At 70.2% G+C, this 20,947-nt stretch carries 22 protein-coding genes; 13 read left to right on the forward strand and 9 right to left on the reverse strand.

What is annotated here, in order from left to right; all coding sequences use genetic code 11:
• From ABR571_RS18085 to ABR571_RS18100, 4 genes are all read right to left on the reverse strand, one after another.
• On the reverse strand, positions 1–791 hold a 791-nt coding region (locus tag ABR571_RS18085; protein WP_409454605.1), incomplete at its 3' end, for a hypothetical protein.
• Positions 788–1,924: a DUF58 domain-containing protein gene (locus tag ABR571_RS18090; RefSeq protein WP_409454606.1), complete on the reverse strand. Its 1,137-nt coding sequence runs from the start codon at positions 1,922–1,924 to the stop codon at positions 788–790. The genes ABR571_RS18090 and ABR571_RS18085, both read right to left, overlap by 4 nt.
• Positions 1,925–1,934: 10 nt before the next feature.
• On the reverse strand, positions 1,935–2,903 hold the full coding sequence (locus ABR571_RS18095) for an AAA family ATPase (RefSeq protein WP_409454607.1): 969 nt from the start codon (positions 2,901–2,903) through the stop codon (positions 1,935–1,937).
• A gap of 27 nt (positions 2,904–2,930) precedes the next feature.
• The gene (locus ABR571_RS18100; RefSeq protein WP_409454608.1) at positions 2,931–6,362 is read right to left on the reverse strand and encodes a fibronectin type III domain-containing protein; all 3,432 of its coding nucleotides are present in this window, start codon (positions 6,360–6,362) and stop codon (positions 2,931–2,933) included.
• Between the two features lie 258 nt (positions 6,363–6,620).
• Between ABR571_RS18100 and ctaD the strand changes: the two genes are divergently transcribed.
• On the forward strand, positions 6,621–8,390 hold the full coding sequence (gene ctaD / locus ABR571_RS18105) for a cytochrome c oxidase subunit I (protein WP_409454632.1): 1,770 nt from the start codon (positions 6,621–6,623) through the stop codon (positions 8,388–8,390).
• A 39-nt stretch (positions 8,391–8,429) separates the two neighbouring features.
• Positions 8,430–9,620 carry a phosphoserine phosphatase SerB gene (gene serB, locus ABR571_RS18110; protein WP_409454609.1) on the forward strand — a complete coding sequence of 397 codons (1,191 nt, stop codon included), beginning with the start codon at positions 8,430–8,432 and terminating at the stop codon, positions 9,618–9,620.
• A 9-nt stretch (positions 9,621–9,629) separates the two neighbouring features.
• On the opposite strand, the gene ABR571_RS18115 is transcribed toward serB, so the two are convergent.
• The 4 genes from ABR571_RS18115 to ABR571_RS18130 are packed head-to-tail and all read right to left on the reverse strand — an operon-like array spanning position 9,630 to position 12,754.
• Positions 9,630–10,337, reverse strand: a complete 708-nt coding sequence (locus ABR571_RS18115) for a hypothetical protein (protein ID WP_409454610.1) — start codon at positions 10,335–10,337, stop codon at positions 9,630–9,632.
• A gap of 45 nt (positions 10,338–10,382) precedes the next feature.
• On the reverse strand, positions 10,383–10,952 hold the full coding sequence (locus ABR571_RS18120; protein WP_409454611.1) for an isochorismatase family protein: 570 nt from the start codon (positions 10,950–10,952) through the stop codon (positions 10,383–10,385).
• Between the two features lie 30 nt (positions 10,953–10,982).
• On the reverse strand, positions 10,983–12,260 hold the full coding sequence (locus tag ABR571_RS18125) for a nicotinate phosphoribosyltransferase (RefSeq protein WP_409454612.1): 1,278 nt from the start codon (positions 12,258–12,260) through the stop codon (positions 10,983–10,985).
• A complete protein-coding gene (locus tag ABR571_RS18130) occupies positions 12,257–12,754 on the reverse strand; it encodes a hypothetical protein (protein ID WP_409454613.1) in 498 nt (165 codons plus the stop codon). The genes ABR571_RS18125 and ABR571_RS18130 overlap by 4 nt, the downstream gene beginning before the upstream one ends.
• A 56-nt stretch (positions 12,755–12,810) precedes the next feature.
• Between ABR571_RS18130 and clpS the strand changes: the two genes are divergently transcribed.
• The 11 genes from clpS to ABR571_RS18185 all read left to right on the forward strand — a co-directional run bounded on the left by clpS (position 12,811) and on the right by ABR571_RS18185 (position 20,488).
• The gene (gene clpS, locus ABR571_RS18135) at positions 12,811–13,113 is read left to right on the forward strand and encodes an ATP-dependent Clp protease adapter ClpS (RefSeq protein WP_409454614.1); all 303 of its coding nucleotides are present in this window, start codon (positions 12,811–12,813) and stop codon (positions 13,111–13,113) included.
• Positions 13,110–13,580 carry a DUF2017 family protein gene (locus ABR571_RS18140; protein WP_409454615.1) on the forward strand — a complete coding sequence of 157 codons (471 nt, stop codon included), beginning with the start codon at positions 13,110–13,112 and terminating at the stop codon, positions 13,578–13,580. The genes clpS and ABR571_RS18140 overlap by 4 nt, the downstream gene beginning before the upstream one ends.
• Before the next feature lie 24 nt (positions 13,581–13,604).
• On the forward strand, positions 13,605–14,012 hold the full coding sequence (locus ABR571_RS18145) for a Mov34/MPN/PAD-1 family protein (protein ID WP_409454616.1): 408 nt from the start codon (positions 13,605–13,607) through the stop codon (positions 14,010–14,012).
• Positions 14,013–14,108: 96 nt separating this feature from the next.
• Positions 14,109–14,384: a MoaD/ThiS family protein gene (locus ABR571_RS18150; RefSeq protein ID WP_409454617.1), complete on the forward strand. Its 276-nt coding sequence runs from the start codon at positions 14,109–14,111 to the stop codon at positions 14,382–14,384.
• Between the two features lie 14 nt (positions 14,385–14,398).
• Positions 14,399–15,361, forward strand: a complete 963-nt coding sequence (locus ABR571_RS18155; RefSeq protein ID WP_409454618.1) for a PLP-dependent cysteine synthase family protein — start codon at positions 14,399–14,401, stop codon at positions 15,359–15,361.
• A gap of 296 nt (positions 15,362–15,657) precedes the next feature.
• Complete coding sequence (locus tag ABR571_RS18160; RefSeq protein ID WP_409454619.1) at positions 15,658–15,852, forward strand: hypothetical protein; 195 nt, start codon at positions 15,658–15,660, stop codon at positions 15,850–15,852.
• Between the two features lie 101 nt (positions 15,853–15,953).
• Entirely contained in the window at positions 15,954–16,517 is a 564-nt protein-coding gene (locus ABR571_RS18165) for a hypothetical protein (protein ID WP_409454620.1), read from the forward strand.
• 55 nt (positions 16,518–16,572) lie between these two features.
• Positions 16,573–18,117 carry a molybdopterin-dependent oxidoreductase gene (locus ABR571_RS18170; protein ID WP_409454621.1) on the forward strand — a complete coding sequence of 515 codons (1,545 nt, stop codon included), beginning with the start codon at positions 16,573–16,575 and terminating at the stop codon, positions 18,115–18,117.
• 63 nt (positions 18,118–18,180) lie between these two features.
• Positions 18,181–18,843: a rhomboid family intramembrane serine protease gene (locus ABR571_RS18175; RefSeq protein WP_409454622.1), complete on the forward strand. Its 663-nt coding sequence runs from the start codon at positions 18,181–18,183 to the stop codon at positions 18,841–18,843.
• 107 nt (positions 18,844–18,950) lie between these two features.
• On the forward strand, positions 18,951–19,733 hold the full coding sequence (gene murI, locus ABR571_RS18180) for a glutamate racemase (protein ID WP_409454633.1): 783 nt from the start codon (positions 18,951–18,953) through the stop codon (positions 19,731–19,733).
• Positions 19,730–20,488, forward strand: coding sequence for an MBL fold metallo-hydrolase (locus ABR571_RS18185; protein WP_409454623.1), 759 nt, complete (start codon positions 19,730–19,732; stop codon positions 20,486–20,488). Before murI ends, ABR571_RS18185 begins: the two co-directional genes overlap by 4 nt.
• Positions 20,489–20,500: 12 nt before the next feature.
• Here the strand turns inward: ABR571_RS18185 and ABR571_RS18190 are convergent, their stop codons facing one another.
• Positions 20,501–20,905, reverse strand: a complete 405-nt coding sequence (locus ABR571_RS18190; RefSeq protein WP_409454624.1) for a secondary thiamine-phosphate synthase enzyme YjbQ — start codon at positions 20,903–20,905, stop codon at positions 20,501–20,503.
• Positions 20,906–20,947: the final 42 nt, after the last annotated feature.

The raw sequence follows: 20,947 nt of genomic DNA on the forward strand, positions 1-20,947 counted from the left end.
CCGACGAAGGAGACGGGGGTGAGCGGTCGGCTCTGGTCGACGGGGGGAACGCGGGCGGGCTTCACCGGCCGTCCGGGAAACGCCGATGACTGGCCCAACCCGGCCCCGGCGAGCGCGACGACGATCGAGACCGCGGCGCCGATCACCAACCCGCGTAGGGGTAGCACTCCGTCGGGCTGGGTCTGCTCGGCGCTCTGATCCTGGGCGACCCAGGCCTGCGCCGCACGAAGGAGCAGAAGCGATGCCAACAACCCGGCGCCCAGCAGAGTGTCGTAGCGCCGGCCGTCGGCCGTGCTCGATACGGCTCGGGCGGTGCCCGCGTAGGCCAGTCCGAACGTCACGAGCAGGCCGACGTAGGGCAGGACGGATTGCCACCCGCGGGCGACGCATTCCCCGAGTAGCGCACCAGCGACCCAGCAGAGCGCGACCGGCGCGACCAGCAGCGTTCGCGGGCTGACCAGCGGCAAGGCGAAGGTGAGGATCTGCGAGGGCCCGCGGACGAGACCGGTGTACAGCCCGGAGAACCCGACCGGCTCGCGCAGTGTGACCAGCAGTTCGTAGAAGACGAGCAACACCACATCGAGCAGGGCGCTCAGCCACAGCGCGCGGACGCCGATACCCACGACGACCAAGGGCACGAGCACGCTGAGCACGGCCGCGCCGAAGAGGGGTAGGGACATCACCGCCGCGGGGAAGGCACGCAGCCAGGGCGCGCTGGCCAGAGCACAGGCGACGAGCGACAACGGCAGCAGCGAATACGGGATTGCCCGCCTGATCAAGCCACCTGTCATGTGTGCGCCTGCAGGTTCCATGCCGCCAGGACCGCGTCGGCGTCGCGGCCGACGATCACCCGGACGCCGGGGAAGTCGATGGGCGGCCGCGACTCGCTGTCGACGGACACAACCACGAGCCGATCGAATCGCCGGCGCAGCGTCGCCACGTAGGGCAGGTCGTCGAGATCGAGGGCGCCGGTCACGACGACCAGCGATGTCCCGCCGCGCGTACGGCGCAGCGTCAGCAGGTGCGGCTGCAGCGAGCCGCCCGGGTCGGGCCGGACGCCGGTCATGTGATCGATCAGCGCGGTGACGTCGCGGACGCGCGGGCCACCGATCACCGTGCCATCGGTCAGCCGCAACTCGACCGGCGCCTTGTTCACGGCCGAGGCCACCAGCACGGACGCGACGACGTCGACCGCCTGCTCGAAGGATTCCTCGGTGTACAGACCGGGGCGCTGGTCGAACACCACCACCGAGTACGGCTGGGACGTGTCGACGTTGTGCTTGACGAGCAATTTGCCGGCCCGCGCCGACGATCGCCAGTGCACCAGTCGCAGATCGTCACCGGCGACGTAGTCACGAAGGCGGTGGAAGGTGATGTTGCCCTGCGGGGACGTGTCCGACGACGGCCCCTCGAGGTGCTGCGTCTGGCCGGTCGGCAGTGGACGGAACCCGAGCACCCGCGGATAGACCCAGATGCGCTCGGTCCGCCCGTGCCTGCGCGACATGCGGAACAGCTCGAACGCGTCGCGGCGGGTGACCTCGACCGGAGCCACGTCGAAGATCCCGCGCTGGGTCGTCGGCAGGCGATAGGCGCGGGTGCCCCGCTCACCGCCGCGCAGCTTCGGGATCACCGTGCGGACCCGCTGCGTACCGAACGGCTGGGTCGCCACCGCGACTGGCACCGTCCGCCGGCCGCGGTTGGCGAAGGTGAGGAACGCGATGGCCGGCGATCCCTTGGGCACGCGCGGCGGCTGGATCTCGCGGTCGATGACGAGTCGCGACGGCCGGGCGACCGTGGCGAAGCCGAGCACGACGACGGCCAGCAGCCCGAGCCCGAGCAGATCGAAGGACAACCAGTCCAGCGTGAGGCCCGTCGCCAGCGCGGCCAGGCCGGCCAGCAGCGCGCCGAATCCGAACAGGGTCATCGTCGAGGGCCTACGCCGGTACGGCGCGGGGCACCGGCACGGACTGCACCGCGCGGGCGATCAGTTCGCTGCCGGTGCGGCCCTGCAGTTCGGCATCCGGCTGCAGGATCACGCGGTGGGCGAGCACGACCGGAGCCATCGTCTTGACGTCCTCCGGCGTCACGAACGGCCGCCCGTCGGCGGCCGCGCAGGCGCGGGCCGCCCGAAGCAGGGCGAGGCTGCCGCGCGGCGACACACCGAGCCGCAGTTCCGACATCGATCGGGTCGCGGTCGCGATCCCCACGATGTACTGCTCCAGGGCGGGGGCGATCTCGACCTGCTTGACCATCTCGATCATGGCGACCACGTCGTGCGCGGTGAGCACCGGCTTCAGATGCGCCACCGTCGACCCCATCTTCTGCACCCTGAGGATCTCCGCCTCGGAGTCGGCGGTGGGGTAGCCCACGGTCAGCTTCATGAGGAAGCGGTCGAGCTGCGCTTCGGGCAGGACGTAGGTGCCCTCCATGTCGATCGGGTTCTGGGTGGCGACGACCATGAACGGGCGCGACATCTGGTGCTCGACACCGTCGGCGGTGAGCGTGCCCTCTTCCATCACCTCGAGCAGCGCGGACTGCGTCTTCGGCGACGCGCGGTTGATCTCGTCGCCGAGCACGATGTTGGCGAACACGGGGCCGGGCTTGAACTCGAACTCACCCGTCTGCTGGTTGTAGATGGACACGCCGGTGACGTCCGACGGCAGCAGGTCCGGAGTGAACTGGATGCGGTGCCAGACCAGGGAGATGGACGACGCCAGCGCCCGGGCCAGCGAGGTCTTTCCCGTGCCAGGGACGTCCTCGAGGAGCAGATGGCCCTCCGCAAGCAGGCACACGACGGCGTTGCGCACGACCTCGGGCTTGCCCTGGATCACGTAGCCCATGTTGTGGCAGAGCCGCTCGACGTCGTGCGCCACGCGGGGGATGCCGTCGGCCGGACTGCTCAAGGGTTCACTTCTCCTCAGTTGGTGCGCTCACGTCGGCGGACTGCCGCTGACCGTGTAGCTGTAGTTGCCGGTTTGACCGTAGTTGGGGTCGGTGAACGATATGTCCACGATGTAGACGGCCGGGTTCCCGTCCACGACCGGCGGGCACGTGCTCAGATCCACGGTGATCCGTGCGGACGAGGTTCCGGGATTGTCATTGCCCGTCCCGCAGACGCTCGCGCCCGACTTGACCGTCTCCGTCCATGACAACGCCGCGAGCGACCCGGCGTCCTCGGTCCCGGTGTAGGTCAGGTCGACCTGGGGCAGTTGGGCGTTGTCGTTCCACGCCGCGGCGAAGGAGATCTTCGTCGAATCCACGGGTTGCGGTGCGGTCCCGCCAACGGTCACGACGAAGTGCGCCTGAGCCAGGATGAAGTAGCGGTATGTGATGTCGACGGTGAACGTGCCACCGGACCGGACGCAGCTCTTGTCCACGTCGATCGTCGCCGGAGGCGCGGCGGTCCCGCTGCCGCACGTTGTGCCGGAGCCGTTGCCCACGGTCATCTGCCAGTCGCTCGCGCCCGAGAGCGGATCGCCTCCGTGGTAGCTCACCACGATCTGCGGATGCCCGGTCGACCCAGCCCATCGCGCGCTGAAGTCGCTCTCGGTCGACGTCAGCGACGGAGGCGGAATGACGAACGACGACGAGGTGCTGGCGCGCGAGTAGCCGGCTCCATAGAGCGGGGGATCGGTCGCCGTGCGCGGGTCCTGGGCCAATTGGACGGTGACCCGGCAGTCGTCACCGCTCACCGCGGCCCGGTCGATCGAGAACGTCAGGTCGCCGCCCGGGGGGACGTCGGACCGGTTCAGGTCGGCGCCGGTGTTCCCGCAGAGGACGCGGCTGTTCACCAGCTGAAAGGTCTCGCCGCGGCTGTCGGTACCGGCCGGCACGTCCAACCCGACGTGCAGGGTGCCGGACAGGCCGGCGGGAGCGTCGAAGCTCACCCGGCTGACCGTCACCAAGGGCCACTCGGCGATGGCCGGCTGGACGTCCGCCGGGCCCACGGTCATCACCACATCAGGGTGGCGCGGTGGGCTGGCGAGGACCTTGACCTGGTACTTGATGCCGGCGCGGATGCCGCTCAACGACACCGACGGGTCGGTCGTCGGGCCGGTCCTGCTCACCAGCGTGCCGCCGGCGAAGAGCTGGTACGTCAACGTGCCGCCGACTCCGCCGAGGTCGGTGGTCTGGCCGTGCGCGAACTTGACGGTGACCGTGGTCGACGTCGAGGCGTTGCTGCCGGCTGTCTGCGGCGGCGAGCTGGCCTGGATGCTCAACGCCCCGGCCACCGGCGGCGTCCAGCTGTACACGCACGCGCTCGTCGCCGACGGGGTCCCGGCCTGCCCGGCGTCACCGGTGCCCTGCACCTGGAACTGCAACCCCCGGCCCAGCAGGTCCGCGCTGCCCCGGTAGGTCGCCGGCGGCTGTTGTCGAGCCGTGGGATCGGCGGTGACCGTCATCGATGCCGGCGCGGAAGACACCCCGCGGTCGTCGCAGTAGCTCGGCGTCACGGTCCAGCTCTGCGCCGGGACACAACCGTGGCTCACGCTGCCGCAGGAGTTCCAGCTGATGTGCCAGTTGCCCGACGAGTCGGCGCTCACGGCCAGCCCGTCCGGTGCCGCCGGCCCCTCGGGCCCGGTCGTGATGCGCAGCGGGACCGACGGAGTGCCCACGCCGTTGATGAAGGCGGCGACGCTGATCTCGTACTGCGTCGACGGGAACAGCCCGCTCAGGTTCGTCCCGGTCTGGGCCTGCACAGTCACCGAGGAAGGCGGCGACGGAGCGTTGTTGCTCAGCAACTTCACGCTGATCACGAAGGTGCTGGGATAGCAGTCCTGGTTGTCGAGCAACGGATAGCTCCAGACCAGGGCCACGGTGCGCGAGCCCGGCACCGCTGAGGTGATCACCGGGATGTGCGGCTTCTGTTGCGCCGTCTTGCAGTCGATCTTGTCGTTGACCGGTGCACCCTCCAGCGGCTTGGGTTTCACGGCGCCGGGCGGCGGCTCCACGCCGGCCAGCTTGTTGGGGTTCGCCGTGCTCCTGGTCAACGCCTCGGCCCCGCCGGCCGCGTTGATGGTGACGGCCGAGCTCTTCGCGATCCGCAGGGGCGCGTGACTGCCGTCGGTGAAGAGGATCAGCGCGTTCGCGTGGCTGGCCGAGTTGAAGACGACCCGCGAGCCGCGCCCGACCGCGTACGCGTCGGAGAAGTCGGACTGCTCGACGATCCGGCCGCCGAAGGAGCTGAGCGGGTAGGAGCCGGCCCCGGCAACCGGCCCGGCGGTGCCGTCGAAATTGATCCGGTAGATCTGTCCGGTGCCGTTGCGCTCGATGGCGTACAGCGCGCCGCGGCTCGCGGCGGGGGAGCCGATCCGGGCGTCAGCCGGCAGGCCGACGACGCGGTGCGGCCCGCGCAGGTGCGAACCGTCGGCGCCCACCGATACGACGCTCCAGCCGTCGGCGCCGTGCAGGAGAAAGGCGGCCGTTCCCTGGCCGTTGGTCGTGGGCAGCACCGCGTCGACTCCGGCCGGTGCGCCGTAGGTGAGCGTCCGGGGACCCGCTCCTGGAACCAACAGCTGGATCCGGTCCGCTGAGGCGACGGCCGCCGTCGTGCGGCCGCTGCCGTCGCGCCCGGCCGTTGCCGTGCCGACGGCCGCCGGACCTTGCACGAGCCCGTGATCGGACGGGCTCAGCACCGCGCCGGCGCTGCTGCCTTCCGGCACGCTCAGGCTGCGGATGGTGTGAGCGCCGCTGCCGGCCGGTCCGCCCACGAGCAGCCACAGGTCGCCGTCGGCGGCCGCGGCCGCGCCCGTGCCCGTGCTGCTCGTGCCGTCCATCGACGTGCTGGCCCGGGGCCGGACGCTGCGGGTCGCGTTGATCGCCGATTCGACGGTGGGTTGGTTCACGAGATAGACGTCGGTGCCGCCGGTGGGTCCGGTCCGCACGATGTAGGCCTGACCGTTCCCGGCCGCCACACCGAAGGCCGCGGTCACGCCGGAGCGCTTCGCCAGTGGGACGCCGCCGTCGTGCTTCACCACGAAGCCGCCGCGGTCGACCATGTTGAACTCGCCGCTCGCCTCGTTGACCAGCAGAGTTCGCCCGTCCATGGGGACGACGCCGAGCGGCTGGTTGCCCGTGATACCGACCTGCTTGTCCGCGCCGAGCAACCGCAGGGTCGGCTTGCCGGTCGCGAGGTCGACGGCCACCGGCGACTTCTGATCGGCCAGGAACAGCGAACCGTGGAACAGGTCGAAGGCCCGCGCCTTCTCGGGACGGACGAGATACGACGCCACGGCCACTGCACCGACGGCGAGGGCGAGGACGGCGAGGAGGGCGATCGTCTGTCGCCGGCTGGGGGTCAGTGCAGGCGCGGCGGCCGGGTCGTCGCGGTAGGCCGACGGGTTCTGCCAGCGCGCTGCCATACGACCTCCTTTGCCCCAACTGTCCGCTTCGGGGGCCGACCGACGCGGACCGGCGTGTCGGACCGATTTCGATCCGCACGAACGCCGCAAAGAGCGTATATGAGGATGGCGTTATTTCACACGGGCCTTACAAGGTCGACTCACCCCGCCCGGTGCGGCGCGTGATCGGACTAGGAACTATTCTGCGAGGGAAGGCCCACCCGATACCCGCAGCCTGGAGGCAGCGTGACGACCACTGCCGAGCCCACTCCGGCTGGTCTGCCGGATTCGTTCGGTCCCCGGCCCATCGTCGCCCGGCCGTTCCCCGAGCACTCGGCGGCCAAGGGTTCGATGTTCGGCCAACTGCTGCGCACCACCGATCCGAAGATGATCGGCCGGTTGTACCTGGTCTCCTCGCTCTTCTTCTTCGCCGTCGGCGGCGTGATGGCGCTGATCATGCGCCTCGAACTGGCCCGGCCGGGTCGGCAATTCCTGTCGCAGGAGCAGTACAACCAGTTGTTCACGATGCACGGCACGATCATGCTGCTGTTCTTCGCGACGCCGATCGTCTTCGCCTTCGCCAACCTCGTGCTGCCGCTGCAGATCGGCTCGCCCGACGTCGCGTTCCCGCGACTGAACGCCTTCTCGTACTGGCTCTACCTGTTCGGGGCCATCACTGCCAACGTCGGCTTCTTCACCCCGAACGGCGCGGCCGACTTCGGGTGGTACGCCTATTCGCCGCTGACCAACGCGGTGAACTCGCCGGGTGTCGGCGCCGACCTGTGGATCCTCGGCCTGGCCCTGTCCGGGCTGGGCACCATCCTCGGCGGCGTCAACATGGTCACCACGGTGATCACGCTGCGCGCGCCCGGGATGACCATGTTCCGGATGCCGATCTTCACCTGGAACATCCTCGTCACCAGCCTGCTGGTGCTGCTCGCGTTCCCGATCCTCACGGCCGCGCTGCTCGTTCTCTACGCCGACCGACATCTGCATTCGCAGGTCTTCGAACCGAACAACGGCGGCGCCATCCTTTGGCAGCACCTGTTCTGGTTCTTCGGCCACCCCGAGGTCTACATCGTCGCGTTGCCGTTCTTCGGCATCATCACCGAGGTCATTCCCGTCTTCAGCCGCAAGCCGCTGTTCGGCTACAAGGGCATCGTGCTGGCGACGCTGTCGATCGCCGCGCTGTCCTTGACCGTGTGGGCGCACCACATGTTCACCACCGGCGCCGTTCTCCTGCCTTTCTTCAGCGTGATGACGTTCCTGATCGCGGTGCCGACGGGTATCAAGTTCTTCAACTGGATCGGCACCATGTGGGGCGGGGCGGTCAGCTTCGAAACACCGATGATCTTCGCGATCGGGTTCCTGGTCACGTTCCTGTTCGGTGGTCTCACCGGTGTGCTGCTGGCGAGCCCGCCGATCGACTTCCACGTCGCCGACTCCTACTTCGTCATCGCCCACTTCCACTACGTGCTGTTCGGCACGATCGTGTTCGCGGTGTACTCGGGGATCTACTTCTGGTTCCCGAAGTTCGTCGGCCGGTACCTCGACGAGCGGCTGGGCAAGCTGCACTTCTGGATGACGTTCATCGGCTTCCACATGACCTTCCTCGTCCAGCACTGGCTGGGGGCCAAGGGCATGCCGCGCCGCTACGTCGACTACCTGCCGACGGACGGGTTCACGTTCCTCAACACGTTCTCGACGATCGGTTCCCTCGTGCTCGGGGCGTCGCTGATCCCGTTCATCTGGAACATGTACCGCTCCTACCGCTTCGGTGAGATCGTCACGGCCGACGATCCATGGGGTTTCGGCAACTCCCTCGAGTGGGCGACGTCCAGCCCGCCGCCGCGGCACAACTTCACCTCGATCCCGCGCATCCGCTCCGAGCGGCCCGCATTCGAGGCGCACTACCCGCACCTGCTCGAGCGCCTCGAGCGCGAAGCGCATGCGGGTGGACGCAAGAGCAACCCCGAGGGCCACCCGGTCTCGGCCGCAGTGGGTTCAGCCGGGCCGCGGCAGGGCCAGCGGGACGTCGACCCCTCCTAGCCCGCGGTCGGTCGCATCGCGCGACCGACGGGTCAACCCATGGAACCGACATCGGTGCTCGCCACCATCTCCGGGCGTGATCGCCCGGGGGTGACGGCGTCGTTCTTCGCCGCTCTCGCCGCCCACGACGTCGACGTCCGCGACGTCGAGCAGGTCGTCATCCGGGACCGCCTCATCCTCGCGGTCCTGTTCGATCTGCGCGGCGACGCGAGCGCGCTGCGCAACTCGGTGACCCAAGCGGCGCGCGCGCTCGGCATGGAGAGCGAGGTGGCCGTCGCCGACAGCCCCAGTACGCACCGGCCGGCCGATCGGGCCAGCCGCAGTCACGTCATCGTGATCGGGCATCCTCTTCGACCAGGCGCGTTGAGCCAGGTGGCCCAACGGATCACCGACGTGGGCGCCAGCATCGAGACGGTCACCCAGCTCTCGACCGAACCGGCGGCCAGCCTCGAGATGATCGTCCGGGCGCCGGACCCGGTCGAGCTGCGGGCCCGTCTCGTCCGGGCCGCCGAAGAGACCGGTCTGGACATCGCGGTGGAGCCGGCCGGACTGCGCCGGCGGGCGAAACGCCTCGTGGTGCTCGACGTCGACTCGACGCTCATCCAGGACGAGGCCATTGACGTGCTGGCCGGCCGCGCCGGGGTCGGCGACGAGGTTGCCGCGATCACCGAGCGGGCCATGGCCGGACAGCTGGACTTCGAGGCCTCCCTGCGCGCGCGGGTATCGCTGCTGGCCGGCCTCACCACTGCCGACCTGCACGCGGTCCGCGACGACCTGCGACTCACCCCCGGCGCGCGGACGTTCGTGCGCACGCTGCGCCGGCTCGGCTATCAAGTCGGGGTGGTGAGCGGCGGGTTCACCTTCGTCACCGACCGCTTCGTCGACGAGCTGGGGCTCGACTTTGCCGCCGCCAACGAACTCGAAGTCGTCGACGGGGTGGTGACGGGACGCATCCTCGGCGCGATCGTCGACCGTCCCGGCAAGGCGTCGGCCCTGCGCCGGTTCGCCGAGAAGTTCGGCGTTCCCCTGTCGCAGACGGTCGCCGTGGGTGACGGCGCGAACGACATCGACATGCTGGAGGCCGCCGGCCTGGGCGTGGCGTTCAACGCCAAGTCGGCCCTGCGCGACGCCGCCGACACTGCGGTGAACCTGCCTTACCTGGACACTGTCCTGTTCGTCCTCGGCATCTCCGGCGACGACGTGCAGGAGGCGGCCGACCCGAGCGGCTGACCGGCTCGGCTAACGGCGGCCCGCGGCGCTGCGCCGGGCCCCGATCGCCGCGGCGATGCCCGCCAGCACGAAGGCGGCGACAAGCATCCAGAAGCCGGCCCGGGCGTGCTTGAGGTACGTGCTGTAGCCCTTGAACTCGGCATCGATGTTGCCGGCCTTGTCGCTGAAGAACTTCAGGGCCAGGAAGGTGATCACGATCGAGGCCAGCGCGAGGACCGCCCCGATCGCGCGGAACGGCCGGCCGATGTTCGGGGCCGCGGCGATTAGAGCGGCGATCACCACGACGGCCAAGAGCACCCAGGCCAGCCACCCGTAGAAGACCTTGGCCAGCCCGGTTGCGTACTGCTTGGTCTGCTCGGAGGTCACGACCTTGCGGACGTCGGAGAAGTGCGACTGGTCGTGCCCGCTGAACCAGTCGATCACTGTCAGCGACAGGACGCCGAGCACCGCGGCGGCGACGGCGAGCACGCCGGCGACGACGCCGTACGTCTCGCCGCTGGGCGGCGGGCCGCTGTAGGCCGCCGGCGGTCCATAGCCCCCGTACTGCGGGGCGCCCGCCTGCGGGCCGTAGCCCTGGGCCGGCGGCTGGCCGTACTGCGGCTGCCCGGGCTGTTGGCCGTACTGCGGCTGCCCGGGCTGTTGGCCGTACTGCGGCTGCCCGGGCTGTTGGCCGTACTGTGGCTGTCCCGGCTGATCCCCGTAATCGCCCGTCGTCATGGCCAGCAACGTAGCCTGCCGCGCGCGATTCGGTAAGGGTTGCGCCTAGCCGCGGACGATCGGCTCGCCGATCAGCCGGACCCCGGCCTCGCGCATCGCCCCGAGCGCGTCATCGACGGTGGTGGCGGCCACGCCGGCCGTGAGGTCCAGGCGCACTGCGGTCGCGAAGCCGAGCCGGGCGGCGTCCAACGCAGTGGCGCGGACGCAGTGGTCCGTGGCGATGCCCATGATCTCGACGCTGTCGACACCACGCCCGCGCAGCCAGTCGGCCAGCGACTCGCCGTCGCTCGAACCCTCGAATCCGGAGTACGCCGCGGCGTACTCACCCTTGTCGAACACCGCCTCAATCCGGGTGGTGTCGAGGTCCGGGTGCAGCGCCACCCCGGCGGTGCCGACGACACAGTGGGGCGGCCAGGTGTGGACGAAATCGGGGGACACTTCGAAATGGTCGCCGGGGTCGATGTGGTGGTCGCGCGTGGCGACCACGTGCTCGTACCCGCCGTCGCCGATTCGCCGGGTGATGGCCGACGCGACCTCGGTGCCGCCGGCGACAGCCAGCGAGCCGCCTTCGCAGAAGTCGTTCTGGACGTCGACCACGATGATCGCCAAGGCCATACCTGCACGGTACCCGGCCCGCCCGCACGCTCAGCCCGCAGCGTCGACCCGAGTGGGGATGGCGGGCTCGCCCCGCGACAGCTTCAGTCCGTCCCAGGGCAGCGTGACGGTTGCTGCGCGGAGGTGGTCGCGGGATTCGGTCAGCGTCGGCAGGCCCGAAACCGGCTCGCCGCCGCGCACCAGGGCTCGCTGCAACGGGCGCTCGCCGACGCCGGCTTCGACGGGGCGCGCGGATACGATCTCCTCGACCGCGGTGCCCGACGGCTTGTACGACCGCAGCGCCGTCTTCCGGCCGCCGGAGCTGCCCTTGCTCTCCGACCGCTTCGCCACCGGGCGTCCGTCCACCTCCACCAGCTTGTAGACCATGCCGGCGGTCGGCGCGCCCGACCCGGTGACCACGGCCGTCCCAGCCCCGTAGGAGTCGACCGGGGTCGCCGCGAGCGCGGCGATCGCGAATTCGTCGAGGTCACCGCTGACGACGATCTTGGTGCCGGTCGCCCCGAGCCCGTCGAGCTGGGCACGAGCGTGGTTGGCGAGGACGCCGAGGTCGCCGGAGTCGATGCGCACCGCCCCGAGCGCCGGGCCGGCGACCTCGACCGCCAGCTCGATGCCACGGGTGATGTCGTAGGTGTCGACGAGGAGCGTCGTGCCGGCCCCCATCGAGCTCACCTGGGCCGCGAAGGCCGAGCGCTCGTCGTCGTGCAACAACGTGAACGCGTGCGCCGCCGTCCCGGCCGTGGGCACGCTGTAGCGGCGGGCCGCCTCGAGGTTCGACGTGGACGCGAAGCCGGCCAGATAGGCCGCCCGGGCCGCGGCCACCGCCGCCTCCTCATGGGTCCGACGCGAGCCCATCTCGATGATCGGCCGGCCGGCGGCTGCCGTCACCATCCGGGCCGCGGCCGCGGCGATCGCGCAGTCGTGATTGAGAATCGACAGCACGAGCGTCTCGAGGATCACCGCCTCGGCAAAGCTGCCGGTGACCGTCAGCACGGGGGAGTACGGGAAGTACAGCTCGCCTTCGGGGTAGCCGTCCACGTCGCCGGCGAACCGGTACGTCGACAGGTATTGCGCCGTCAGGTCGTCGATGACTCCGGTGCCGCACAGCAGTTCGACGGTCGCGTCGTCGAAGGTGAATTCGGCGATCGCGTCCAGCAACCGCCCCGTGCCGGCGACGACGCCGTAGCGGCGTCCTTCCGGCAGACGGCGGGCGAACACCTCGAACGAGCAGTGTCGTTCGGCCGTCCCGTCGCGCAGCGCGGAGCCCAACATCGTCAGCTCGTAGCGATCGGTGAGCAGTGCCGTCGTCATGGCGCCTCCGCGCGCGGGCCGAGGGCCGCACCGGCGGCGGCGGCCAGGTAACCGATGAACGCGGCCCACAGACCCCAACTCGAGTTGTAGAACACGCTGTGCTTCGGCGCGCCGGCCGCCACCTGGGCATCGTGCAGCTGGGCGACGGCGAGATACGTCGCGGCCGCTCCGAGCACGCCCAGCAGGAAACCGGCTACCCGCAGCGCGTCGGTCAGCGGCGCGCTCAGGTTGGCGGCGATGCCGACGCCGATCAGCAGGATCAGCAACAACCAGGCCAGCCAGTCGAAGTAGGCGGTGGCGGTGCCTACGCCGGACAACTGGTCGGCGTTGCTGTGCAGCGTGGCGAAGGTGACCTTCCCCGCCGAGTCGGCGCGGTGGGGCACCTGGTACCAGTCGAGGTACCGGAATGCGACCAGGACGAGCCCCGCACCGAGGAGGACGAGCAGGACGGCGGTCAACCGTAGAGCGCGCCGACCGTCCTGCGTAGTGCTCACCCGAAGCAACCTAGCGAACGGGCGAAGGCCCATCTCACTCGTGCCACCATGGAGTCATGGCTGGCACACTCACGCCGCAGCGCGAGGCGGCCGAACAGTCCGAGGCCGAGGTCGTCGCCGACCCGGACCGGCCGTGGATCACCATCGTGTGGAACGACCCGGTCAACCTCATGTCCTACGTCACTCACGTCTTCATGACCGTGTTCGGTTACCCCAAACCCAAGGCGGAAAAGTTGATGTTGGACGTGCATCGCCGTGGTCGCGCGGTGGTCTCATCAGGCACGCGGGAGCGGATGGAGCTCGACGTGCACACGCTGCACGAGTACGGACTCTGGGCGACGCTCGAACAACAGACGTGAAGGTCGGCCGCCGGCACGGACGGCTCCGGCTCCGGCTCGAAGGCGAGGAGCGGACCCTCATGGCGATGCTGCTCGACGAACTCGACGCCGTCCTGGAGGGCGACGCCGACGCCGACGATGCCGTCCTGCAGCGGCTCTTTCCCGCTGCGTACCCGGCCGACCCGGAGGCCGAGACGGAGTTCCGCTCGCTGACCGAGTCGAGCCTGCGGACCGGGCGCTCGGAACGGATCGCGGCCTGCCGGGCCGACCTCGCCGGCGGCTCCGACATCGACCTGAGCGACGCCGACGCCGCACGGAGATGGATCCAGGTCCTCAACGACGTCCGGCTCGCGCTCGGCACCCGCCTCGGGATCACCGAGGACGACGAGCCCGATCTCGATCCGACCGATCCGGCGGCCCAGCCGTGGGTCATCTACTACTGGCTGACCGCCGTCCAGGACGCGGTGGTCCAGGGCCTGATGGGCTGAGCCGGCCCGGTAATCTCAGTTCTCATGCTGCGAATCGAGCGGGCGATCCACGACGCGATCCTCGCCCACGCCCGGCGCGACCATCCGGACGAGGCCTGCGGCGTGGTCGCCGGCCCGGAAGGTAGCGACGAACCGCGGCGCTTCGTGCCGATGCTGAACGCGGCCCGGTCACCGACGTTCTACGAATTCGATTCGGCCGACCTCCTCGCGCTGTACAAGGAGATGGCGGCCAACGACGAGGAGCCGGTGGTCGTCTACCACTCGCACACCGCGACCGAGGCGTACCCGTCCCGGACCGACGTCTCCTACGCCTCCGAACCGAACGCGCACTACGTCCTGGTTTCCACCCGCTCCGAGGACACGGAATTCCGCTCGTTCCGGATTGTCGACGGAACGGTCACCGAGGAGCAGGTCGAGATCGTCGAGCGGTGAAATTGGCCACCCGATGACGGGATGGGACGATAGTCGGCAGTTCCGGCGTTGGCATACGACAGGTAGTTCCCCCGAAAACCAGGAGTACGCATCACTATGGCCATCGAGGTCAAGATCCCGACCATTCTGCGGACCTACACGGGCGGCGAGAAGGTAGTCGAGGCGAAGGGTGACACGCTGAGCGCGCTCATCGACGACCTCGACGGCAACCACCCCGGGCTCAAGGGCCGCCTCATCACCGACGAGGGCGCGCTGCACCGCTTCGTCAACATCTACGTCAACGACGAGGACGTCCGCTTCACCGGGTCGCTCGACACCGCGCTGAAGGATGGCGACGCCGTCACCGTCCTGCCCGCGGTCGCCGGCGGCTGACGGAGCCGGCCCCGATGGCCCGGTACGACTCGCTGATCGACGCGCTGGGGGACACCCCGCTCGTCGGTCTGCCGCACCTGTCCCCGCGCTGGGACGGCGACGCGCCGGTGCGGCTCTGGGCCAAGCTCGAGGACCGCAACCCCACCGGGTCGATCAAGGACCGGGCGGCGCTCGCCATGATCCGCGCCGCCGAGGCCGACGGCCGCCTGACGCCTGGCTGCACAATCCTCGAACCCACCTCCGGTAACACCGGCATCTCGCTGGCCATGGTCGCCAAGCTGCGCGGCTACGGGTTGGTCTGTGTCATGCCGGAGAACACCTCCATCGAGCGGCGCCAGCTTCTCGAGATGTTCGGCGCCCGGATCATCTCCTCGCCGGCCGCGGGTGGTTCGAACCAGGCCGTCGCGACGGCCAAGCAATTGGCCGAGCAGTATCCCGACTGGGTGATGCTCTACCAGTACGGCAACCCGGCGAACGCGCAGGCGCATTACGAGGGCACCGGGCCGGAGTTGTTGCGCGACCTGCCGACCATCACCCACTTCGTCGCCGGGTTGGGCACCACCGGCACGCTGATGGGCACCGGCCGCTACCTGCGCGAGAAGGTGCCCGACGTCCAGATCGTCGCGGCCGAGCCGCGCTACGGAGAGCTCGTGTACGGGCTGCGCAACATCGACGAGGGCTTCGTCCCCGAGCTCTACGACGACTCGGTGCTGACGTCGCGCTTCTCGGTGACGTCCTACGACGCGCTGCGCCGTACTCGCGAACTGATCGAGCAGGAAGGCATCTTCGCCGGCATCTCGACCGGCGCGATCTTGCATGCCGCCATGGCCATCGCGGACCGGGTGGCCGGGCGCGACGAGCGCGGGGACATCGCCTTCGTCGTCTGTGACGGCGGCTGGAAGTACCTGTCCACCGGGGCGTACAGCGGCAGCCTCCAGCAGGCGGCCGAGCGGCTGGAAGGCCAGCTCTGGGCCTGATCCGGTTGAGCGCGTAACCACTTTCCGGAGTCCGGCGATTACCGGGTCGAACAGATCGTTCGACCTCGGAGGTCCCATGCGCCCCACCCTCAAGGCCGTCGCCATCGCCGCCTGATCGGGGGCTGCGCCGCCGCCGGCATCGCCGCGCGTCGGCCGGCACTCCGCACGACCGCGCTCAGCACCGCACGGCCGTGCCGTCCACATCCACTTCGACGGAGCCTCTCGAGCACGCAACCCCCGGCGAGGCGGTGCACTCCGATCGCGGTCGGGGCGACAACTCGCCGTCGACGGTGCCCATGTCACGTGAGGCGAGCGAGACCGAACATCCCGGCCTCGAGCCGGGCGACGACAACGGCGGGGGGACGGAGCCGGGTGACGATCGCAGCGGCACTGACAACCCGGAATCTGGCGACGACGGCCACAGCGGCTCGGGCGGCGACAGCGGCTCGGGCGGCGAGCACAGCGGCCCCCGCGGCGGATCAGACGGCTGAACCCAACCGGCAGCGATCCGTAGAGGCAAGTGTCAGTGACCGCCACGGTGCGCGCCGGAATCCCCGTCCGGTGGCGCACCGTGGCCTGTCAGGAGGGTGCCGTGCCCACCCAGATCACCGACGACGTCCTGGTCGGTGGCCGCCGCGGCGACGCGTTCGCGGTCATCTGGCGCGAGCTCTCCCCGGTCGTCGCCGGTTATCTGGCCGCACGGGGGGTGGACGACCCGAAAGCAGTGACCAGCGACGTGTTCCTGAGCCTGCTACCGGGAGGCAGGACGGTCGGCTCCGGAGCCCTCGGCGCCCTGTCCGACTTGTTGGTGAGCGGTCTGGCCCGTGATGTTCTCGCGCGCCGTCACAACCGATCGCGCATCGTCGTCGGCATGCTGCTCGCAGGCGGGACGACCTTGGGTCTGTCCGGGGTCGCCGCGGCCCACGACGCGTTGCCGGGTCCGGCGCAATCGGTCGTCGTCGACGTCGTCAACGAGTTCACCCCCTTCCACATCGCGGACAACGCGTCCCCGGTCCCGGCGCCTACCGATACCGCGCCCCCTCGCCGGACCTCCGGTTCGGGCGGCGAGTCCGGTTCGGGCGGCGGCAGCGGCTCCACCGGCGGCGGCTCCGGGGGCGGCTCCGGCGAGGGGTCCGGCGGCAGCGGTTCGGGTTGACCGTCGTCCCCGTTCGGTAATCACCCTGTGCGCCCGGCGCTGTCACGATGAAGTCGTGCGCTCCAAGGTGTGGGTCGGCGGCCTGCTGGGCCTGCTCAGCGCCGCCGTCGCCGTCGGGGTGGGCGAGCTGGCGGCCGCGTTCGTCCGCCCGGCCGCAGCGCCGGTCATCGCGGTCGGCAACCGCATCATCGTCCTCACCCCGGAATCGGTGAAGCGGCCGACGATCAACAGCGTCGGCACCGCGGACAAGACCCTGCTGCTGGGCGGCATCTACCTGGTCCTCGCGTCGGTCGGCGCCGCCGTCGGCGTGCTGGCCCTGCGCCACCTTGTGGCCGGGCTCGCCGGCGTCGCCGCGATCGGCGCCTTCGCCATCTACTGCGCGGCGACCGCGAACGGGGCCCGCGGCAGCGATGTCATCCCGTCGCTGATCGGCACGGTCGCCGCGGCGGCTGTGCTGGTCGCGCTGGTTCGGATCGCCGAGCGCTCCCGAATGGTCGACCAGCCGGTCGGGTCCGAGAACGGCCTGCGGCCGGACCGCCGCGTCTTCCTCCAGGCCGGCGCGGCGACCGCGGCCCTCGCGACGCTGAGCGGCATCGGCGGCCGCACGGCTCAGCACACCCGCTACGACGTGGCGAGCGCCCGGGCGAAGGTCACGCTGCCGCCGGTGACCGGTGACTCGGCTCAGCCGACTGGCGTCGACCTCGGCGCCAGCGGGGTGCCGTGGGCCACTCCGAACAAGGACTTTTACCGCATCGACACCGCGCTCACCGTCCCGCAGATCGACCCCCACGCCTGGCGGCTGCGCATCTTCGGCCGTGTCGATTCCGAGCTGGAACTCAGCTACGCCGATGTCCTCTCCCGTCCGATCATCGAACGGTGGATCACCCTGTGCTGCGTGTCCAACCAGGTGGGCGGCGAGCTGGTCGGCAATGCGCTGTTCCGCGGGATCCGGCTGGCCGATCTGCTCCGCGAGGCCGGCGTGCGTCCCGGCGCCAACCAGCTGCTGCTGCACTCGTCGGACGGCTACACGTTCGGCGCACCGACCGACGTCGTGATGGACGGCCGGGACGCGCTCCTGGCCATCGGCATGAACGGCGCGCCGCTGCCGATCGCGCACGGGTTTCCGGCCCGGACGGTCGTGCCCGGTCTCTACGGCTACGTGTCGGCCTGCAAGTGGATCGTCGGCATCGAGGCGACGACCTACGCGGCCCGGCGGGCCTACTGGGCTGAGGAGGGATGGTCGCCCGAGCCGCCCCTGCAGTTGCAGTCGCGCATCGACACGCCTCGAGCCGGCCACGCGGTCCGCACCGGCCGCCCGGTGGCCGTCGCGGGCGTGGCCTGGGATCAGCACGTCGGGGTCTCCCGGGTGGAGGTCCAGGTCGATGACGGACCGTGGGACCGGGCCCGTCTGGCCCGCGTCCCCTCGTCGGACACGTGGCGGCAGTGGGTGTACTCGTGGACCCCGCAGGCGGCGGGCAGTCACCGGCTCCGCGTGCGCGCCACTGACGCGACCGGCCACGTCCAGCCGCCCCAGGTGCGAGACCCGTTCCCGTCCGGCGCCACGGGGTGGCACACGGTGACGGTGCACGCCGTCGGGTGACCCAGCCGGCTCTGTGACGGCGGACGCACGAATGCCTCAGCCGCGGGGCCTACCCTCGAGCGCGTGGGTTCACCGATCCGATTGCCGTTCCTGCGGCGCGGCGACGAGTCGACGGCCGGCGAGCCGCCGTTCGATCCGCAGAGCTGGTCCGGCGCCCTGATCGTCATGTGTGCGGTCGCCGCGGTGCTCTGGGCCGTGCAGATCGTGAACGCGGCCGGTGACTACCACCTGGACGACCGCTTCGGCGTGAAACCGCGCCAGGTCGACGGGCTGTGGGGGGTGGTCACGATGCCGTTCCTGCACTCCGGCTACAGCCACCTGTTCTCGAACACGATTCCGCTGATCCTGATCGGCTGGGTGCTGCTGCTGTCCGGGCTGCGCGCGTGGGCCACGGTCACCGCGCTGGTCGTCATAGGCGGCGGCCTGCTCACCTGGCTCGTCGGGCCGGGGCACTCGGTGATCGTCGGCGCGAGCGGGATGGTCTTCGGCTGGCTGGGCTACCTGCTGGCCCGCGCGTACTTCTCCCGCAACCTGAAGTGGATCATCGTTGCGGTACTCGTCCTCGTGTTCTTCGGCACGCTGCTGTTCGGGATGTTCCCGACCCTGAACTCCAACGTCTCCTGGCAGGCGCACGTGTGCGGCTTCGCGGCCGGCGTGGCGGCCGGTGCCCTGCTTCACCCCCGCGGGGGCGCGACGCGGCTGCCGGGCCGCCCGGCCGTATCGTGACCCCTCGTGAGCGAGCGCAGCGAGCGAACGATCAGGCCCAGGCTCTGCCGCTCAACCGAGCGAAGCGAGGCTTGAGCGTGCCGGATACCGACGCTCCGATCGGGATCATGGACTCCGGGGTCGGTGGCCTCACCGTCGCGCGGGCGATCCTCGACCAGTTGCCGCACGAGGCGCTGCACTATGTCGGCGACACGGCCAACAGCCCGTACGGCCCCAAACCGCTGGCCGAGGTCCGCTCGAACGCGCTGGCGGTGATGGACGAGCTGGTCGGCTCGGGCGTCAAGGCCCTGGTGATTGCCTGCAACAGTGCGAGCGCGGCCTGCCTCCGTGACGCCCGGGAGCGGTTCGACGTGCCCGTCGTCGAGGTGGTCCTGCCCGCCGTCCGCCGGGCCGTCGCCGCCACTCGGAACGGGCAGGTCGGCGTGATCGGCACCGTGGCGACCATCACCAGCGGCGCCTATCAGGACGCCTTCGCCGCGGCGCCGGGGGTCACGGTCACCGCCGCAGCCTGCCCGCGCTTCGCGGAGTTCGTCGAGCGGGGCGTGACGAGTGGCCGCCAGCTGCTCGGGCTCGCCGAGTCGTACCTGGCCCCGCTGAACGCCGCGGGGGTGGACACCCTCGTCCTCGGCTGCACGCATTACCCCCTACTGACCGGGCTGCTTTCGGTCGTAATGGGCGAGTCCGTCACGCTTGTCTCGAGTGCGGAGGAGACAGCGAAGGACGTCTACCGCATGCTGTTGGCCAACGATCTGCTTCGACCCGATGACACGGCGCCGCCGCGGCACCTGTTTCGGGCGACGGGTGACACGTCGCCCTTCGCCCGGTTGGGCTCGCGATTCCTCGGCCCGGAGATCGCCGCTGTGGCGGCTGCGTACGGAGGTGCCCGGTGAAACTCACCGTTCTCGGCTGCTCGGGCAGTGTGCCCGGGCCGGATTCGCCCGCCTCGGGCTATCTCGTCGAGGCCGAGGGCTACCGCCTCGTCCTCGACATGGGTCACGGCACCTTCGGCGCGCTGCAGCGTCACCTGCGCCCGACCGACGTCGACGCGATCGTCATCTCCCACCTGCACGCCGACCACTGCATCGACCTGACCGCCTATATCGTCGGGCTGCGTTACGGGGGCGATGGCTACCGGTCCGGCGGAGCCGAGACCCGCATCCCGATCGTCGGCGTGCCCGGCACGCGGGATCGTCTCGAGGCGGCCTACGACCCGTTGGCCCGCAAGCTCAGCCTGCACGAGATCTTCACCTTCGCCACGCCGACGCCGGGCGAGCTCGGCCCCTTCCGCGTCTCTTACGCACAGATGAACCACCCCACGCCCACCAACGCTGTCCGCATCGAGCACGGAGGCCGCAGCCTGGTGTACTCGGCCGACACGGGCGAGTGCGAGGAGCTCGTCGAGCTGGCCGACGCCGCGGACGTGCTGCTGTGTGAGGCCTCCATCGGCGTGGACGAGGAGTTCGTGCCCGATCTGCACCTGACGGGCCGGATGGCCGGCGAACACGCCGAGAAGGCCGGCGTGGAACGGCTCATCGTCACGCACGTCCCGCCGTGGAACTCGCCGCAGAGCGCGTGCGAGGAAGCCGCCGACGCCTACGACGGTCCGGTGGAGCTCGCTTTCCCGGGCGCCGTCTTCACCATCTGAGGCTCAGCGGGTTCAGCCCGTAAGGAACGACAGCCGCACCGTGCGCTCGGCGTTGTCAACATTCGTGTCGACCAGGCAGATCGACTGCCAGCGGCCGAGCTGCAGTGTGCCTCCCAGCACGGGGATCGTCATCGACGGCGCCACGAAGGCGGGCAGCACGTGGTCGCGTCCGTGCCCGGCGCTGCCGTGGTGATGTCGCCAACGGTCGTCGCGCGGGAGGATGTCGTCCAGGGCGGTCAGCAGGTCGTCGTCACTCCCGGCACCCGCCTCGATTATGGCCAGGCCGGCCGTCGCGTGGGGCACGAAGACGTGCAGGAGCCCGTCCTTCTCGCGGTCGACGAAGCCGGCGCAGTCGTCGGTGAGGTCGTGCACGCGGGCGTCCGCGCCGGTGCGGATCGTGATGGTCTCAGAACGCATGGGTCGATCCTGCCGTGTCCGGATTGCGAGTCATCACCGGCA

This window comes from Jatrophihabitans sp. (assembly GCF_046262535.1).
Lineage (GTDB): Bacteria > Actinomycetota > Actinomycetes > Mycobacteriales > Jatrophihabitantaceae > Jatrophihabitans.

What these genes read in the sequence shown, in the direction of transcription:
- ABR571_RS18090 (WP_409454606.1), bottom strand. Translation starts at nt 1,924, where the DNA reads ATGACCCTGTTCGGATTCGGCGCGCTGCTGGCCGGCCTGGCCGCGCTG.
- ABR571_RS18100 (WP_409454608.1), bottom strand. Translation starts at nt 6,362, where the DNA reads ATGGCAGCGCGCTGGCAGAACCCGTCGGCCTACCGCGACGACCCGGCC.
- serB (WP_409454609.1), top strand. Translation starts at nt 8,430, where the DNA reads ATGGAACCGACATCGGTGCTCGCCACCATCTCCGGGCGTGATCGCCCG.
- ABR571_RS18115 (WP_409454610.1), bottom strand. Translation starts at nt 10,337, where the DNA reads ATGACGACGGGCGATTACGGGGATCAGCCGGGACAGCCACAGTACGGC.
- ABR571_RS18120 (WP_409454611.1), bottom strand. Translation starts at nt 10,952, where the DNA reads ATGGCCTTGGCGATCATCGTGGTCGACGTCCAGAACGACTTCTGCGAA.
- ABR571_RS18125 (WP_409454612.1), bottom strand. Translation starts at nt 12,260, where the DNA reads ATGACGACGGCACTGCTCACCGATCGCTACGAGCTGACGATGTTGGGC.
- clpS (WP_409454614.1), top strand. Translation starts at nt 12,811, where the DNA reads ATGGCTGGCACACTCACGCCGCAGCGCGAGGCGGCCGAACAGTCCGAG.
- ABR571_RS18145 (WP_409454616.1), top strand. Translation starts at nt 13,605, where the DNA reads ATGCTGCGAATCGAGCGGGCGATCCACGACGCGATCCTCGCCCACGCC.
- ABR571_RS18150 (WP_409454617.1), top strand. Translation starts at nt 14,109, where the DNA reads ATGGCCATCGAGGTCAAGATCCCGACCATTCTGCGGACCTACACGGGC.
- ABR571_RS18155 (WP_409454618.1), top strand. Translation starts at nt 14,399, where the DNA reads ATGGCCCGGTACGACTCGCTGATCGACGCGCTGGGGGACACCCCGCTC.
- ABR571_RS18160 (WP_409454619.1), top strand. Translation starts at nt 15,658, where the DNA reads ATGTCACGTGAGGCGAGCGAGACCGAACATCCCGGCCTCGAGCCGGGC.
- murI (WP_409454633.1), top strand. Translation starts at nt 18,951, where the DNA reads ATGGACTCCGGGGTCGGTGGCCTCACCGTCGCGCGGGCGATCCTCGAC.
- ABR571_RS18190 (WP_409454624.1), bottom strand. Translation starts at nt 20,905, where the DNA reads ATGCGTTCTGAGACCATCACGATCCGCACCGGCGCGGACGCCCGCGTG.